Source organism: Sphingomonas sp. (assembly GCF_030145815.1).
In the GTDB taxonomy this organism is placed as follows: domain Bacteria; phylum Pseudomonadota; class Alphaproteobacteria; order Sphingomonadales; family Sphingomonadaceae; genus Sphingomonas.
In genome coordinates this window covers 22,917-37,829 of the sequence record NZ_JAIXHL010000004.1, presented here as the reverse complement: position 1 = coordinate 37,829, position 14,913 = coordinate 22,917, and the positions used below count along the sequence as shown (strand labels likewise).

General features: G+C 65.9%; 19 protein-coding genes. 14 read left to right on the top strand and 5 right to left on the bottom strand.

Annotation, left to right across the window (positions count from 1 at the left end):
• Window positions 1-5 precede the first annotated feature (5 nt).
• The 9 genes from rpsH (at window position 6) to KYX69_RS04565 (ending at window position 5,504) form a co-directional block, all read left to right on the top strand.
• A complete protein-coding gene (rpsH, locus tag KYX69_RS04605) occupies window positions 6-401 on the top strand; it encodes a 30S ribosomal protein S8 (RefSeq protein ID WP_066664429.1) in 396 nt (131 codons plus the stop codon).
• Window positions 401-934 (top strand): 50S ribosomal protein L6, encoded by a 534-nt coding sequence (gene rplF / locus KYX69_RS04600; RefSeq protein WP_300494299.1) that lies wholly within the window; start codon window positions 401-403, stop codon window positions 932-934. Before rpsH ends, rplF begins: the two co-directional genes overlap by 1 nt.
• The gene (gene rplR / locus KYX69_RS04595) at window positions 934-1,290 is read left to right on the top strand and encodes a 50S ribosomal protein L18 (protein WP_300494296.1); all 357 of its coding nucleotides are present in this window, start codon (window positions 934-936) and stop codon (window positions 1,288-1,290) included. Before rplF ends, rplR begins: the two co-directional genes overlap by 1 nt.
• A 1-nt stretch (window position 1,291) precedes the next feature.
• Window positions 1,292-1,987 carry a 30S ribosomal protein S5 gene (gene rpsE / locus KYX69_RS04590; protein ID WP_300494294.1) on the top strand — a complete coding sequence of 232 codons (696 nt, stop codon included), beginning with the start codon at window positions 1,292-1,294 and terminating at the stop codon, window positions 1,985-1,987.
• Window positions 1,988-1,992: 5 nt separating this feature from the next.
• A complete protein-coding gene (gene rpmD / locus KYX69_RS04585; protein ID WP_066664442.1) occupies window positions 1,993-2,172 on the top strand; it encodes a 50S ribosomal protein L30 in 180 nt (59 codons plus the stop codon).
• A gap of 120 nt (window positions 2,173-2,292) precedes the next feature.
• On the top strand, window positions 2,293-2,829 hold the full coding sequence (rplO, locus tag KYX69_RS04580) for a 50S ribosomal protein L15 (protein WP_300494291.1): 537 nt from the start codon (window positions 2,293-2,295) through the stop codon (window positions 2,827-2,829).
• A gap of 116 nt (window positions 2,830-2,945) precedes the next feature.
• Window positions 2,946-4,310, top strand: coding sequence for a preprotein translocase subunit SecY (secY, locus tag KYX69_RS04575; RefSeq protein WP_300494289.1), 1,365 nt, complete (start codon window positions 2,946-2,948; stop codon window positions 4,308-4,310).
• Between the two features lie 25 nt (window positions 4,311-4,335).
• On the top strand, window positions 4,336-4,986 hold the full coding sequence (locus KYX69_RS04570; protein WP_300494288.1) for an adenylate kinase: 651 nt from the start codon (window positions 4,336-4,338) through the stop codon (window positions 4,984-4,986).
• A gap of 152 nt (window positions 4,987-5,138) precedes the next feature.
• The gene (locus tag KYX69_RS04565; protein WP_300494287.1) at window positions 5,139-5,504 is read left to right on the top strand and encodes a DUF6481 family protein; all 366 of its coding nucleotides are present in this window, start codon (window positions 5,139-5,141) and stop codon (window positions 5,502-5,504) included.
• Between the two features lie 51 nt (window positions 5,505-5,555).
• Here KYX69_RS04565 and KYX69_RS04560 read toward each other — a convergent pair whose 3' ends face one another.
• Complete coding sequence (locus tag KYX69_RS04560) at window positions 5,556-6,770, bottom strand: type III PLP-dependent enzyme (RefSeq protein WP_300494286.1); 1,215 nt, start codon at window positions 6,768-6,770, stop codon at window positions 5,556-5,558.
• Between the two features lie 180 nt (window positions 6,771-6,950).
• Here KYX69_RS04560 and KYX69_RS04555 point away from each other — a divergent pair, with 180 nt between their 5' ends.
• Window positions 6,951-7,886, top strand: a complete 936-nt coding sequence (locus tag KYX69_RS04555) for a threonine/serine dehydratase (RefSeq protein WP_300494284.1) — start codon at window positions 6,951-6,953, stop codon at window positions 7,884-7,886.
• 221 nt (window positions 7,887-8,107) lie between these two features.
• On the opposite strand, the gene KYX69_RS04550 is transcribed toward KYX69_RS04555, so the two are convergent.
• Window positions 8,108-9,058 carry a LysR family transcriptional regulator gene (locus tag KYX69_RS04550; protein ID WP_300494282.1) on the bottom strand — a complete coding sequence of 317 codons (951 nt, stop codon included), beginning with the start codon at window positions 9,056-9,058 and terminating at the stop codon, window positions 8,108-8,110.
• Between the two features lie 96 nt (window positions 9,059-9,154).
• On the opposite strand from KYX69_RS04550, the gene KYX69_RS04545 reads away from it, so the two are divergent.
• The gene (locus KYX69_RS04545) at window positions 9,155-9,484 is read left to right on the top strand and encodes a nuclear transport factor 2 family protein (protein WP_300494280.1); all 330 of its coding nucleotides are present in this window, start codon (window positions 9,155-9,157) and stop codon (window positions 9,482-9,484) included.
• On the top strand, window positions 9,481-10,269 hold the full coding sequence (locus tag KYX69_RS04540) for an SDR family oxidoreductase (RefSeq protein ID WP_300494279.1): 789 nt from the start codon (window positions 9,481-9,483) through the stop codon (window positions 10,267-10,269). The genes KYX69_RS04545 and KYX69_RS04540 overlap by 4 nt, the downstream gene beginning before the upstream one ends.
• 13 nt (window positions 10,270-10,282) lie before the next feature.
• Here the strand turns inward: KYX69_RS04540 and KYX69_RS04535 are convergent, their stop codons facing one another.
• Entirely contained in the window at window positions 10,283-11,494 is a 1,212-nt protein-coding gene (locus KYX69_RS04535; protein ID WP_300494277.1) for a Gfo/Idh/MocA family oxidoreductase, read from the bottom strand.
• 111 nt (window positions 11,495-11,605) lie between these two features.
• Window positions 11,606-12,418, bottom strand: coding sequence for a ferredoxin--NADP reductase (locus KYX69_RS04530; protein WP_300494274.1), 813 nt, complete (start codon window positions 12,416-12,418; stop codon window positions 11,606-11,608).
• Window positions 12,419-12,580: 162 nt separating this feature from the next.
• Between KYX69_RS04530 and KYX69_RS04525 the strand changes: the two genes are divergently transcribed.
• Window positions 12,581-12,757: a hypothetical protein gene (locus KYX69_RS04525; RefSeq protein ID WP_300494273.1), complete on the top strand. Its 177-nt coding sequence runs from the start codon at window positions 12,581-12,583 to the stop codon at window positions 12,755-12,757.
• Window positions 12,758-12,824: 67 nt separating this feature from the next.
• Entirely contained in the window at window positions 12,825-14,309 is a 1,485-nt protein-coding gene (locus tag KYX69_RS04520) for a hypothetical protein (protein WP_300494271.1), read from the top strand.
• A gap of 16 nt (window positions 14,310-14,325) precedes the next feature.
• On the opposite strand, the gene KYX69_RS04515 is transcribed toward KYX69_RS04520, so the two are convergent.
• Window positions 14,326-14,886, bottom strand: a complete 561-nt coding sequence (locus KYX69_RS04515; protein ID WP_300494270.1) for a lipocalin family protein — start codon at window positions 14,884-14,886, stop codon at window positions 14,326-14,328.
• Window positions 14,887-14,913: the final 27 nt, after the last annotated feature.

Sequence of the window (14,913 nt, the reverse complement as noted above, 5' to 3'; positions counted from 1 at the left end):
CGAAGATGGCATTGACCGATCCTCTGGGTGATATGCTCACCCGCATCCGCAACGGCCAGCGCGCCCGCAAGGACTCTGTCCTGACGCCGGCAAGCAAGCTGCGTGCGCGTGTCCTCGACGTGCTTCAGCGCGAGGGTTATATCCGTGGCTACAGCGAAGAGCAGATGGGCCCTGCGGCCGGCATCCGCATCGAGCTGAAGTATTTCGAGGGCCAGCCCGCGATCAAGTCGATCGCGCGCGTCTCGAAGCCTGGCCGCCGCGTCTATTCGGGTTCGAAGGAACTGCCGAAGGTGCGCAATGGCCTGGGCATCACCATCGTTTCGACGCCGCGTGGCGTTCTGTCGGACGCCGAAGCGCGCGAGCAGAATGTCGGTGGCGAAGTGCTCGCGGAGGTGTTCTGATGAGCCGCACCGGTAAGAAGCCGATCACCGTTCCCGCCGGCGTCACCGCCAGCGTCGAGGGCGGCAAGATCAGCGTCAAGGGTCCGAAGGGCACCCTGACGATGCCGACCGCTGACGACATCGCGTACGAAGTGGGCGATGGCACGATCACGGTGAAGCCCGCCAACGACACCAAGCGCGCCAAGGCGTTCTGGGGCATGCAGCGCACGCTGGTCCAGAACCTGGTGACCGGCGTGACCGAGGGCTTCACCAAGAAGCTGCTCATCACCGGCGTCGGCTATCGTGCGAACGCACAGGGCCGCAAGCTGAAGCTGCAGCTCGGCTATTCGCATGACGTCGATCTGGACGTGCCGGAAGGTGTGGAGGTCAAGACCCCCGACCAGACGACCGTCGAGATCTCTGGCAACGACAAGCAGGCCGTTGGCCAGTTTGCCGCGGAAATCCGTCGCTGGCGTAAGCCTGAACCCTATAAGGGCAAGGGCATCAAGTACGATGGCGAGTTCATCTTCCGCAAGGAAGGGAAGAAGAAGTAATGAGCAAGGGTCTCTCTCTCTTCGAGAAGCGGCGTCGCCGCAACCGTACCGCGCTGCGCGCGCGCTCGGGCGGTCGTCCGCGGCTGTCGGTGCATCGCTCGGGCAAGCACATCTATGTGCAGGTTATCGACGATGCGCAGGGCAAGACGCTCGCCGCAGCCTCGACGCTGGACAAGGATGTCCGTGGCACGAACGGTGGCAACATCGACGCGGCCAAGGCCGTCGGCGCACGCATCGCGGAAGTCGCCAAGCAGGCCGGCGTGACGCAGGTCGTGTTCGACCGTGGCGGGTTCCTGTTCCACGGACGCGTCAAGGCGCTGGCGGATGCCGCGCGTGAAGGCGGATTGGAGTTCTAAGATGGCCGACGAACAGAACCAGACGCCCGTCGAGGGCGCAGCAGCCGAAGCCGGCACCGAGAACCGTCGTGGCCGTGGTGGCCGTGGTGGCGACAATCGTGGCGGTGGCGGTCGTGGCCGTGACGGTCGTGGTCGTCGCGACGATCGCACCCCGCGCGACGAGCAGGGCGAAGAGCTGATCGAAAAGCTGGTCCACATCAACCGCGTCAGCAAGACCGTGAAGGGCGGCAAGCGCTTCGGCTTTGCAGCTCTGGTCGTTGTCGGCGACGGCAAGGGCCGGGTCGGTTTCGGTCATGGCAAGGCGCGCGAAGTGCCGGAAGCCATTTCGAAGGCGACTGCCGCTGCCAAGAAGAAGATGGTCCGCGTGCCGCTGCGCGAGGGCCGGACGCTGCACCATGACGGCAAGGGCCATTTCGGCGCTGGTCAGGTGACCGTCCGTTCGGCGCCTGCCGGTACCGGCATCATCGCCGGCGGTCCGATGCGCGCCGTGTTCGAGAGCCTGGGCGTGGCCGACGTGGTGACCAAGTCGGTCGGGACGTCCAACCCCTACAACATGATCCGCGCGACCTTCGAGGCACTGGGCGACCAGTATTCTCCGAAGGCAGTGGCCCAGCGTCGCGGCAAGAAGATTGCCGATCTGCTCGGCCGTGGCGGTTCGCAGACCGCCGAGGCTGATGCCGCGGCGATCGTGGAGTAAGCGACATGGCAACGATCAAGGTGAAGCAGATCGGTTCGCCGATCCGTCGGACCAAGGATCAGCGTGCGACGCTGATCGGTCTGGGCCTCAACAAGATGCACCGGGTCAGCGAACTGGAGGACACTCCCGAAGTTCGCGGCATGATCCGGAAGCTGCCCCATCTGGTCGAGGTCGTCGAGGGCTGAACCCCCGGCATCTTTTCCAGGTGACAATATGAGGGGAGGGGGCTATCGGCCCCCTTTCCGATTTTCCCGGCCCGTCCGGGAATTCAACCAGCGCGACTAAAGCGAAAGCGAGTGCACGACATGAATCTCAACGATATCCGCGATAATGAGGGTGCCCGTAAGGGCCGGATGCGCGTCGGACGCGGCATCGGCTCGGGCAAGGGCAAGACCGCAGGCCGCGGCCAGAAGGGTGCCAAGGCACGTTCGGGCGTCGCGATCAACGGCTTCGAGGGCGGTCAGATGCCGCTCCACATGCGCATCCCGAAGCGCGGTTTCAACAATCCGCGCGGCAAGGACTATGCCGAGGTCAATCTGGGCATGATCCAGAAGCTGATCGACGCCGGCAAGCTGACCGCGACCGAAATCGACCACGCTACGCTGCAGGCCGTTGGCCTGGCCCGTGGTGGCAAGAACGGCGTCCGTCTGCTCGCCAAGGGCGAACTGAAGGCGAAGCTGAGCTTCACCGTCGCTGGCGCGTCGAAGGGCGCGATCGAGGCGGTCGAGAAGGCTGGTGGCACCGTCACCATCCCGACGATCGTCCCCGCTGCTGACAAGCATGCTGCGAAGCATCGCGTGAAGCAGAAGGAAATCGCCGCGAAGAAGGCCGGCAAGGCCTGACTTTAGCTGTGGATCGGGCAGGCAAGCGCATTGCCCTGATCTGACAGTAACCTATATGGGCGGCGGGGGAGCGGCAAACGCTTCTCCGCCGCTTTGGTTTCCGGGATAGAATTTCAATGGCATCCGCAGCCGATTCAATGGCATCCGGCCTCAACCTGTCCAAGTTCGGACAGGCCACCGAACTCAAGAAGCGCCTGTGGTTCACACTCGGCGCGTTGATCATCTTCCGGATGCTCAGCTTCGTGCCGCTGCCCGGCGTCGATCCGACGCAGCTGGGCCTGCTGGCCGACCGCACCCAGGGCGGCGTGCTCGACTTCTTCAACACCTTTTCGGGCGGCGCGCTGGAGCGCATGTCGGTGATCGCGCTGGGCGTGATGCCCTACATCACTGCGTCGATCGTGGTGCAGCTCGCGACCTCGCTGTCGCCGACGCTCGCCGCGATCAAGAAGGATGGTGAGAGCGGGCGCAAGCGGCTGAACCAGTACACCCGCTACGGCACCGTCGCGCTGACCGCGATCCAGGGCTATTTCATCGCCGTGGGTCTTGAGACGCTGGGCGCGAGCCAGGGGCTTGCCCCGGTGGTCGAACCGGGCATGTTGTTCCGCATCGCGGCCGTCATCTCGCTGATCGGCGGTACCATGTTCCTGATGTGGCTGGGTGAGCAGATCACCAGCCGCGGCGTCGGCAACGGCATTTCGCTGATCATCATGGCCGGCATCGTCGCGCATCTGCCGACGACGCTGGTGCAGCTGTTCGAGGGCGGCCGCTCGGGCTCGATGAACCCGGTGACGCTGGTGGCGATTCTGGCGGCGGTGGCGGGCCTGATCCTGTTCATCTGCTTCATGGAGCGGGCGCAGCGCCGGATCCTGATTCAGTATCCCAAGCGCCAGACCCAGCGCGGCGTTCAGAGCGAACGCAGCCATCTGCCGCTCAAGATCAACACCGCGGGCGTGATCCCGCCGATCTTCGCCAGCTCGCTGTTGCTGATGCCGCTGACGATCAGCCAGTTTGCTGGTCAGGCTCAGGCCGGCCAGAGCTGGAGCGGTGACCTGATCATCACGCTGAACCAGTATCTGCAGCATGGCAGCCTGGTCTATATGCTGCTCTATGGTGCCGGCATCATCTTCTTCTCGTTCTTCTACACCGCGGTCGTGTTCAACCCGGAGGAGACGGCGGAGAATCTCAAGAAATATGGCGGCTTCATCCCCGGCATCCGTCCGGGTAAGAATACCGAGGCCTATTTCGATTATGTGCTGACACGCATTACCGTGATTGGTGCGGCGTACCTGACCGTCATCTGCCTGTTGCCGGAATATCTTGTGTCGGCGCTCGCGATCCCCTTCTATCTCGGCGGGACCAGCCTGCTCATCGTCGTGAACGTGACGATGGACACGGTCACGCAGATCCAGTCGCACCTGCTGGCACACCAGTATGGCGACCTGATCAAGAAGGCGAAGCTGAAAGGCGGCCGCCTGCGTTAAGCAGGGGCATGGAAGGGGAAGCCAGTTGAACATCATCCTGTTGGGGCCTCCGGGCGCAGGCAAGGGGACCCAGGCGTCGCGGCTCGAGAGCGAGCGCGGCATGGTGCAGCTGTCGACCGGCGACATGCTGCGCGCGGCGGTCAAGGCGGGGACGCCGGTCGGGCTGCAGGCGAAGGCGGTGATGGAAGCGGGCGAGCTCGTTTCCGACGCGATCGTCAGCGGCATCATCGGCGAGAGCCTGGATGCGCTGGGCGACAAGGGCGCGATCTTCGATGGCTACCCCCGGACCGCGGCACAGGCGGAGTCGCTCGACACCCTGCTGGCCGAGCGTGGCCGCAGCCTCGATCATGTGATTGAGCTGGTCGTCGACGAGGACGCGCTGGTCGAACGCATTACCGGCCGCTTCACCTGCGCCAATTGCGGTGCGGGCTATCATGACAGCTTCAAGCAGCCGGCGGTGGCGGGCGTGTGCGACGTGTGCGGGAGCACCGAGTTCAAGCGCAGGCCCGACGATAATGAAGATACCGTGCGCACGCGCATGGCCGAATATCGCGCGAAGACCACGCCGATCCTGCCGATCTACGAAGCGCGCGGACTGGTGCAGCGCGTCGATGGTATGGCTGACATCGCAGAAGTGACTGCAGCGATCGAGGCCATTCTCGACGGGCAGAGCTGAAGCCGCGCGCTGCGGCGGGGAACCTGCCGAGCGCTGATCGATTGACCGGGGTGCGCAGTGACCGCGTGTCCCCGGCGACACCTATTGCGCCGCACCCGGCACGCGACCCGATCGCGTGCGTTTGGGTGCGCGTTAGTTTATTGGAACGTACAATGTCTTACAAAGAACCCTCATTTCAGGATCGCACCGCCGCCGCCGCCAAGGCAAAGCAAAAGGCGCTTGAACTACTGCGCGCCAAGCCGGCGGTAGATCCGGCAGAGCTGGAAGCGCGGCGCAAGGCGCAGGAAGCGCGCGACCAGGCGTTGGCCGAGCAGCGTGCGGCGAAGGCGGAGGCGCTGGCTGCAGCGAAGGCGGAGAAGCTTGCGAAGAAGCAGGCTGAGGCCGAGCGTCAGGCCGAGGAACGGGCGGCCGCCGAGGCTGCTGCAGCGCTCAAGGAAGCGCGGCTCAAGCCGCCGAGTGCGGCCGAGATGAAGGCGGCGCGTGATGCGCGCTATGCGGCGCGGAAGGCGCGGAAGTAATCAGGAAAATGGGCCGCCCTCCTTTAGGATGGCGGCCCTTTTCATATCCGTTCAGCGACGCGCGCGGCGCTTGAACTGGTCGAGGCTGACGACGTTGGTCGGGCGCTCGATCGCGATGCCCGAATAGAGCGTCGCCATTGGTTCGTCGGTGACCGTGTGAACGCTGTCCTCGCCGAAGCCGTTGAAAGCGGTGCGCATGGCCGAGCCATAGGCGCCGAGCATGCCCACCTCGATATAGTCCCCAGCGATGATGTCCGAGGGCAGATCGAACGGGCCGGCCATGTGATCGAGATCGTCACAGGTCGGGCCATAGAAGCTGTATTCGGTCATCTCGGTCGCTTCATCGGCGTCGTCCCGCAGGACGCGAACCGGGAAACGCCAGCCGACATGCGCCGCGTCGAACAGCGCACCATAGGCACCGTCGTTGATATACAGCTCGTCGCCACGGCGCTTTTCGACGCGCACGATCAGCGAGCTATATTCGGCGCACAGCGCACGGCCGGGTTCGCACCACAGTTCGGCGCTGTACGAGATCGGCAGATTCTCGAACGCGTTGTGGATCACGCCGAAATAGGTTTCGAGCGGGGGCGGCTCCATGCCCGGATAGGTCGACGGGAAGCCGCCGCCGACATCGACGATGTCGACCGTGACCGACGAAGCGACGATCGCCGCGCGGACGCGCTCCATCGCTTCGGCATAGGCGGTGGGGGTCATCGCCTGTGAACCGACATGGAAGCAGATGCCCAGTGCGTCGGCGGCCTGGCGGGTCGCGACCAGCAGGTCGGCCACATCCTCGGGCTCCGCACCGAACTTCGCCGCCAGGCTCAGCTTCGAGTGATCGGACGACACGCGGATGCGGACGCACAGGTTGAGGTCGGTCGCACCACGGGTGGCACGCACGATCTTTTCCAGCTCGTCCATCGTGTCGAGGCTGAAGGTTTGGACGCCGTGAACGAAATAGGCTTCCTCGATCGCTTCCTCGGCCTTGACCGGGTGCATGAAGCACAGGGTCGCCTTGGGCAGGGCGCGGCGCGCCATGCGCACTTCGCCGATCGACGCGACGTCATAATGCGTCACACCGCTGTCCCAGAGGATCTGGAGCAATTCGGGGGAGGGGTTCGCCTTGACGGCATAGAGCACCGTTCCCGGAAACTTCTCGACAAAGAAGCGGGCGGCGCGCTTTGCAGCGTGCGGACGAACGAGCGTTACCGGCTCGACGGGACGAAGGGCTTTCGCTAGCCCGAGCGCGCTATGATGCTTGTGCAACTCAAGGGACCTCCAAGTGGCTTGCGCCGTACGGTTAAAGCTGCCTTGCGGTTGGAAGTCCCATGGGGCAGCGGAAGGGGGCATTTAGGGTCGGGGGTCCCCCCTGTAAAGTAGTTTTGGACCCATTTGAGCGTGGTGGGGTGAGATGTGACGATATTGCGACAGCCTACCCGGGCCGGCGTGCGGGACGCAGCGGCAAAGATTGCGGCGATCCTGCCGCCAACTCCCTTGTTCGTGGCGGAAATCCGCGGCGTGCCGGTGATGTTCAAGGCCGAATCGCTGCAGCCGATCGGCGCGTTCAAGATCCGCGGTGCCTGGCACCGGCTCACGGCACTGGACCCCGATGTAAGGGCCAAGGGTGTGGTCGGATTCTCGTCCGGCAACCATGCGCAGGGCGTGGCCTGGGCGGCGAAGCGACTCGGGGTGCCGGCGGTGATCGTGATGCCCAGCGACGCCCCGGCGCTGAAGCGGGAGGCGACGCTGGCGCTGGGCGCCGAAGTAGTCAGCTATGACCGGATGACCGAAAATCGCGACAAGATCGCCGCGCATCTCGCCCATGCCCGTGGCGCCACGCTGGTTCCGCCGTTCGACGACCCCTGGGTGATCGAGGGGCAGGGGAGCCTGGGGATCGAGGTCCTGACGCAGGCGGCCGAGATGAAGCTGCCCGATCCTGCGATGGTCGTACTGCCGTGCGGCGGTGGCGGGCTGGCCGCCGGGGTCGCGCTGGCGCTGCCCGATGCGCAGGTGACGGTGGTCGAACCGGAAGGCTGGGACGATATGTGCCGCAGCCTGGAGGCGGGGTGGATCGAGCCGGTTTGCGACAATCCGCCGCCGACGGCCTGCGATTCGCTGCAGACGCTGCGCGTCTCGCCGCTGACGTTCGACGTGCTGTCGCGGCGCGGGGCGACCGGGGTGCGGGTGACCGAGGCGGAGGTGCGGGCGGCGCAGCGCTGGGCGGCGCGGAAGTTGCGGCTGGTGATCGAGCCGGGCGGGTCCGTGGCGCTCGCCGCGCTGCTCGCTGGTAAGGTCGAGGCGCGGCCCGACCTGCTGGTGGTGCTGAGCGGCGGCAATGCCGATCCGGCGGCCTATGCCGGAGTGCTGAGCGGGGACGATTGACGGCGCTGCGAGAGTGTCCGGACGAAGCGGACGAAAAATGCGGGGTTTGGAGCCGAGTGGACGGGTCTGCGGCTGGCAGACAGCTGCGACGCGACGCTGACACGACACCTGCGCGACGCGGGGGCGACAAGTGCGCAACCGGGATGCGACATCTGGGCGGCGCGTGTCAGGCGCGGGCGTTTTGCGAAGGGGAGGCAGCGAGTTGGGGTTCACCGATCAGTTTAGATCAGGGAATTTCCAACATTGGAAGGGGACGGACTGGACCGGACGAGCGCAGTTCGATCCGTCGGGCCACGCGCCATATCGATCAATGCCTTGAAGGCCGCCGAATGGTTGCGCCTGCTGGGATAGTAAAGACACAAGGGCGCCAGCGGCGGTGTCCAGCCTTCCAGAACGCGACGCAGCCGGCCGGCTTGGATGTCCGCCCGCACGTCCGATTCCATGAAATAGCCGATGCCGACATGATCCAGCACCGCGCTCCGCGTGAGGCTCGCTTCGTCCAATGTGATCGGGCCTTGAACGTCGATCTGAACGGGCTGGCCGTCCTTCTCGAACTGCCAGCGATGGAGGGCGCCGTTCGGCAGGCGGATGCGCAGGCATGCGTGGTGCAGCAGGTCGGGTGGGACACGTGGTTCACCATGCGCGTCGAAATAGGCCGGAGTCGCGACAACGGCGAAGCTGCGGGGAGGGCCAACCGGGACGGCGATCATGTCGGTCGGCACCAGATCGGCGCTGCGCAGGCCCAGGTCGAAGCCGGCCTCCACGATGTCCACGATGCGGCCCTCGGTCACCAGATCGATATGGACCTGAGGATAGCGCCGCAGAAAATCGAGCAGGAGCGGTTGCAGGATTTCCCGCGCGCCGGTCGCAAAGGCGTTGATCCGCAAGGTGCCAGACGGCGTTTCCTGGTGTGCGCGCGCCGCTTCCAGCGCGTCGTGCAGCGTCCGTATGGCTGGCCCGATCTGATTGACGAAGCCCTGCCCTGCGTCGGTGAGCGACACGCTGCGCGTCGTGCGGTTGAACAGGCGGATGCCAAGGCCGCGCTCCAGCTTGCCGATCAGGTTACTCAACGCCGTGGTCGACAGGCCAAGCTCCAGCGCTGCTGCGCGGAACGACCCAAGCCGCGCAATGGCAAGAACCGCATCGAACTCAACCAGGCCATGCTTTGACATTATCCAGCTTTTCGAAATTCCGCATGCCACTTTCATGCGATTATCTGGGATGATCCTTATCGCTAGATCGGCACCGTCCCGTCAAGGAGCCGAGCAATGCCGATCGAACTGCCCAAACCCATCGCCGACTATCTCGCGGCGAACGCCCGTCTGGATGTGGAGGGAATGATCCTGCCATTCGCCGCAGACGCGGTCATCATCGACATTGGAAAGCGCTTTGAAGGACGAGAAGCGATCCGCACCCTGTTCGAGCAAGAGGTCGTTCCGGTGAAAGCGATATTTGTCCCCGATGCCGTCCGCCATGAGGGGGACCGGGTGGTGGTCGAAGGGCCAGTGCGTGGCGATTTCAGGGGCAGCCCGATCCGTTTCACCTATCGTTTCGCGCTGACCCAAGACGCGATCAAGGCCGTGGAGATCACCGCATGAGCATCAAGGCGGATCCGGCCGAGTTTGTTGGCAAGCGGGTGCTCGTCAGCGGCGGCACCAAGGGCCTTGGCCGCGCGACGGTCGATCGTTTTCGGGCCGGCGGTGCGCAGGTCATCACCGCCGCGCGGGGTGAGATGGAGCCGGTCGACGGGGTTATCTTTATTCAGGCCGACCTGACCACGCCGGAGGGCGGCGAAGCGCTCGCGAGGGCAGCGCGCGACCAGATGGGCGGGATCGACATCCTCGCACATGTGATCGGTGGGTCGTCCTCTCCCGGCGGTGGCTTCGCCGCGCTCACCGATGGGCATTGGCTTGCCGAGCTGAATTTGAACCTGATGGCGACGGTGCGGCTCGATCGGCTGCTCGTGCCGCAGATGATCGATCGGGGTGCCGGAGCGGTGGTGCATGTCACGTCGATCCAGGCGATCCTGCCGTTGCCGGAATCAACGACCGCCTATGCGGCTGCCAAGGCGGCGCTGCGGACCTATAGCAAGGCACTGTCCAAGGAACTGGGTCCGAAGGGGGTGCGGGTCAATGCCGTGTCACCCGGCTGGATCATGACCGAATCCTCCGCCGACTTTCTCGAACGGCTGCAGGCAGCGCATGGTGGGACGGTCGAGGAGGCGCGCCAGCGCGTGCTCGATGGGCTGGGCGGGATACCGATCGGGCGTGGCGCCGAACCGCATGAGGTTGCCGACCTGATCGCCTATCTCGCCTCCGACCGGGCGGCCGCGATCCATGGCGCGGAGTTTATCATCGACGGCGGCACGGTCCGGACTGTGTAAAGCATTCCGAGCTTCACCCCCGCATCCGCCCATCCGGCATCAGCTTCACCGTCCGCCCGGTGCGTGCCGAGGCGTAGATCGCCTCGATCAGCCGCATGTCGCGCAGGCCCATCTCGCCGCCGGTGACAATGGGGGTGTTGTCGCGGATGGCATTGGCGAAATGGTTGAGCTGGCCGGCGAACTGGGTGGTCGGGTCGCCGGGGGTGAGGTCGCGGGCGTTCTGCCCTTCGATCCGCATCCTTTGCCCGGCATAGCCGGTGGCGGGGTCCATGATGAGGGTGCCGTGCGTGCCGCGCACCTGGGCGAGATTGGCTCCGGCCGCGTCGTAGGACGTGGCGAGCTGGGCGACCGCGCCCGAGGGGAAGGTCAGTTGCGACGCGACATGGGCGAAGATTTCGGTGAAGCGCGGGTCGCCGCTGGGCTGAAAAGTCGAGGCGCTGATGCTGTCGGGCATCTCGCCGCTGAGGTAGAGCGCGGATTGCAGGCCGTAGAGGCCGTAATCCTCGAGCGGGCCGCCCCCGACGAGCGCGCGGTTGAAACGCCAGTTCTGGGCCGGGGTGGTGGGCCCCGCGCGATAGGATTGTTCGGTACGGATCAGGCGGATGGCGCCGACCGCGCGCTCGCGCATCAGCCGCATCGCTTCGACATTGTACGGCTCGAAATGGCAGCGATAGGCGATCATCAGCCTGCGGTTGGCGCGGCGACCGGCGGCGATCATCGCTTCGCATTCGGCGCTGGAAAGCGCCATCGGCTTTTCGCACAGGACGTGCTTGCCGGCCGCGAAGGCGCGGATCGTGAAGTCGGCGTGGAAGGCAGTGGGCAGGATGACGTAGACCGCCTGCGTCCGGTCGTCGGCGGCGATCTTGTCGAACTGCGCGTAGGAGTAGCGCGCGTCGGCCGGGACGCCATAGGCGTCGCCGACCTGGGCCAGCTTGGCGGGGTTGCCGGAGACGAGCGCGCTGATGTGCATGCGCTCGGCCTGGTCGACGCGCGGCATAATCTGGCTGAGGGCGTAGCCGCCGAGCCCGACGATCGCGATGCCGACGCTGTCCTCACGCTTGCGGCGGGGCGGCGTGGCGGGGAGGCGGACGCCGCCGGGCAGGGGGAGGCCCTTGAGCTGGGGTCGGGGGAACGGGGTTGTGGCGCTGGCGGTGGTGGTCAGCGTGGCGGCGAGGGCGCCGGTGGCTTCGATAAAGCCGCGGCGTGAGATGGGGGTGTGGGGCATCGCCGTCCTCTCCGATTGTGTGTCGGAGAGGTGATAGCGTTACCATCGCGGCGGGGGCAATTAGGGAATGCGCCGCTGGCGGCCCCGGCCTGCGCCGGGGCGACGGACCGGTCAGCCGACGAAGGCGCGTTCGATGACGTAGTGGCCGGGCTTGCTGTTGGAGCCTTCCTCGAAGCGCATGCCGTCGAGCATCGCGGAGAGATCCTTGATCATCTCCATGCTGCCGCAGAGCATGATGCGGTCGGTTTCGGGGTCGAGGCGCTTTTCGCCCGCCATGTTGGGGCCCGTGAACAGCGCGCCGTTTTCGATCAGTGTGCCGATGCGCTGGTTTGTCGGGAACGGCTCACGCGTGACGGTGGGCAAGTAGCTGAACTGCACCAGCGCTTGATCCTGCACCAGCGGATCGCCGGCGAGCTGGGCCTCCAGCTCCTCGCGGAAGGCGAGGTCGCTGACGCGGCGGACCGAGTGGACCAGCTGGACCTGATCGAACATCTCATACACGTCGGGATCGCGCGCGAGGCTCAAGAACGGGGCGAGGCCGGTGCCGGTCGAGAGGAAGAACAGGCGCTTGCCGGGCAGCAGCGCGTCGGTGACGAGCGTGCCGGTCGGCTTGCGGCCCAGGAACAGCTGATCGCCCGGCTGAATCAGCTGAAGCTTTGACGTCAGCGGGCCGTCGGGCACCTTGATCGAGAGGAATTCGAGCTCTTCGGCCCAGGCGGGGCTGGCGATCGAATAGGCGCGCAGCAGCGGGCGGCCTTCGCCCGGCAGGCCGAGCATCACGAATTCGCCCGAGCGGAAGCGGAAGCTTTGCGGGCGCGTGATGGTGAAGCTGAACAGATGCTCGTTCCAGTGACGGACGCTGAGCACGGTCTCCACGGTCAGCGCGGCGGACGGGGCGAGGGGGATGGCGTTACGGTCGGACATTGGCGGCTCGGCTAAAGGCCAGCGGTGCGCGGCGCAACCTTTTCTGGCTAGGGCGGTGAAAGGCTAAACTTTCAGCGCCCTTGGCAGGGGGTGTGTTGCGAGTCAATCGCATTAACCGCGCTGCGACTCGACGGGCGCGGGAAAGCGCGGCAGGAGGGTGGGATGCGCCCCGAATTGTCGACCGCCGCCAACATGACCCTCTCGCTGCTGCTGATCGCGGCGGTGGTGCTGGTGTGGGGCGGGGTGACGATGATCCGCAAGGGGGACCGGACCAAGGGCGTGCTGATGATCGTGTGCGCGGTGGTGCTGGTCGGCAATGTGCTGATCTGGACGGTGTGACGCCGCGACGATTTCGCTTTCGCTCCCATGCGCGCGGGTTAGACTGGCGCGAAATCGGGGGGAAATCATGAAGATATGGGTGGCAGCGGTATTGGCCGGTGCGACGATCCTGGCGGGGACGCCATCGGCCAGCGCGGACGAAGCGAAGACGCGCGCGCAGTTGCAAAAGGCGTATGAGGCGGCGCGGAAGGACGATTGCCCCACCGCGCTCAAGCTGCTGCGGCCGACGCTGAAGGCCAAGGCAATCGCCGAACTGCCCGGCGAACTCGCGGCGCTGGGCTATCATCTCGCCGCAATGTGCGAGATGCGCGGCGGGCGGATCGCGGAGGCGCGGGCGGCGACGGTAGCGGGCACTGCGATCGATGCGGCAAGCGACGATCTGTGGCGGCTGCGCTTCGGTCTTGAGCTGGACATGGAGGATCATGCCGCCGCGACGGCGACGGTCGTGGCGATGAGCCAGGGGCGCGGCGCGGCGCTGAACGGGATCGAACTGCGCTGGCTGTATCAGCTCAGCCGGAAGCTGCGCGAGGCGAAGCAGGATGCGTTGCAGCTCCAGTTGCTGACCATCCTGACCGACCCGGCCTTTGACCCGGCAGAGCCGCTTGCGGACAAGGACGGGTTTCGCGAGACGCTCGCGGGACTGATGCTCGACCGGGGCGACGCGGCGCGCGCGCGGGCGTTGGTCGGGGAGATCGAGTCCGCAGCGACGCTGCTGGACATCAGCTTCGACCGGCGGCTGCGCACGTTTCTACCCGGCGATTTCGACGCGCGAAAGGCGGTCGAACGCGATCTGGAACGGGCCAAGGCTGCAGCGGCGCGCTACCCGAAATATCTGCAGCCGCTGACGGATGGCGCGCGGTCGCTGCGCGCGCTGGGTCGGCCCAAGGAGGCGCTCGCCCTGCTGGAAAGCGCGCGGGCGGGCGGCAAGTCGCTGTCCGACTATGACGACGCCGACGAGTGGCACAATTGGTGGTGGGACAGCGTCGCGCGAACCCAGGAGATGCTGGGCGACTATGACGCGACCGTCGCCGCCTTTGCCGAGGGCGCGAAACTGGGCGAAGAGGGCATCGCGAACGTCAGCCAGGTGATCAATCGCGCGCATTCGCAGAACCGCTTCGGGCGGCCGGCGGAGACCCTCAAGACGCTGGCAGCGGCGGAGGGTGATTTCCCGGTCAGCCCCTATGGCGCGATGGAGCTGCGGCTGGCGCGCGGCTGCGCCAATGCCGCGCTCGGCAATGCCACGGCGCTGGCGGAGGACCGCGCATTCATGGAGGCGCGGGCCAAGGATCATCGCGAGGCGCTGACCTATGTCCTGATCTGCATCGGCGACATGGATGCGGCAGCGAAATCGCTGATCGCCGCGCTGGATGACCCCGATCAGCGGGCGGCGACGCTTGCGCGATGGAGCGACTATAACCCGCCGCTGCCGGGTGAGCCGGTCTATTCCTTTGCCAAGCGGATGCCCGAACTCAAGGCGCGTGCGGATGTGAAGGCAGCGATCGAACAGGCCGGAGGGACGCGCCGCATCGCGCTGCAGCCGGGCGAGTTTTAGAGGGTATTCGGGCTGGCTAGGCCTGTTGCGTGATGCGCAGCGCCCAGCGGTCATAGCCGAGTTCTTCGACCCGGGTGAGGAGCGACTGGATCAGCGCCGGGTCGGGGCGGGGATCGCGGGCGAGGAGCCAGAGGTAGCGGCCCGACGGTTCGCCGACGATCGACCAGTCATACTCGTCGCCATGGTCGAGCACCCAATAGTCGCCGGTGTAGAGCGGTCCGAAGAACGACACCTTGAGCTTGGCGTTGGTGTCTTCGTCGGCGACGATCGCGGTGCCTTCGCTGACGTCGCGTTCGGTTTCGCCCGCGCGGATGCCGCTGTTGACGATGCTGACCTTGCCGTTCGGTTCCAGGCCATAGTCGGCGGTGACCGAATCCATGCCCTTCTGGAAGCGGTTCTCATGCCGCGCGAGTTCGTACCAGGTGCCGGTGTAGCGGGTCAGATCGACCGGCTTGGCCGGCTCCGGCACCTTGGCGTTAATCACCGGCGGGCGGGTCGCGCGGGAGTAGAGGAACAGGCCACCAATGGTGGCAGCGGCGACGCCGGCGGCGAGTTTGATCGCGGTGGATTGCTTCATGGGGCGATCATGCTTCGGTCGCGTTCA